This is a genomic window from Streptomyces sp. URMC 126 (assembly GCF_051386555.1).
GTDB lineage: Bacteria > Actinomycetota > Actinomycetes > Streptomycetales > Streptomycetaceae > Streptomyces.
This window is the reverse complement of the sequence record NZ_JBPQTX010000947.1, coordinates 1-265: the sequence shown is the minus strand read 5'-3', so window position 1 is coordinate 265 and position 265 is coordinate 1. Positions and strand designations below refer to the sequence as shown.

Sequence of the window (265 nt, the reverse complement as noted above, 5' to 3'; positions counted from 1 at the left end):
CCTCGCGGCCGCGGGGAGGTCCTGATGTCGCTGGTGACCACCCTGGCCCGGATCGAGGCCGCCGCCGCGGGCCGGGCGCAGCCCGTGGCGACGGTCCGTCACCGGCACCTGGCCGAGCGGCCCCTGGTCCTGGTGCCGCTGACCACCGCCGGCGAGGCCGGCGCCCCGCTGGGCGCGATGGTGGGGACGGACCGGGACGCGCCGCGCCTGCTGGTCGTGCCCCAGCCGCGCGACCGCACACTGCGCTTCGCCTTCCTCGCCGAAC

Annotated in this window: 1 pseudogene; it reads left to right on the top strand. The window is 79.2% G+C overall.

The features are described from left to right. Positions 1–24 precede the first annotated feature (24 nt). Positions 25–265: pseudogene (locus ACSNOK_RS34615) on the top strand (hypothetical protein); the annotation flags it as partial.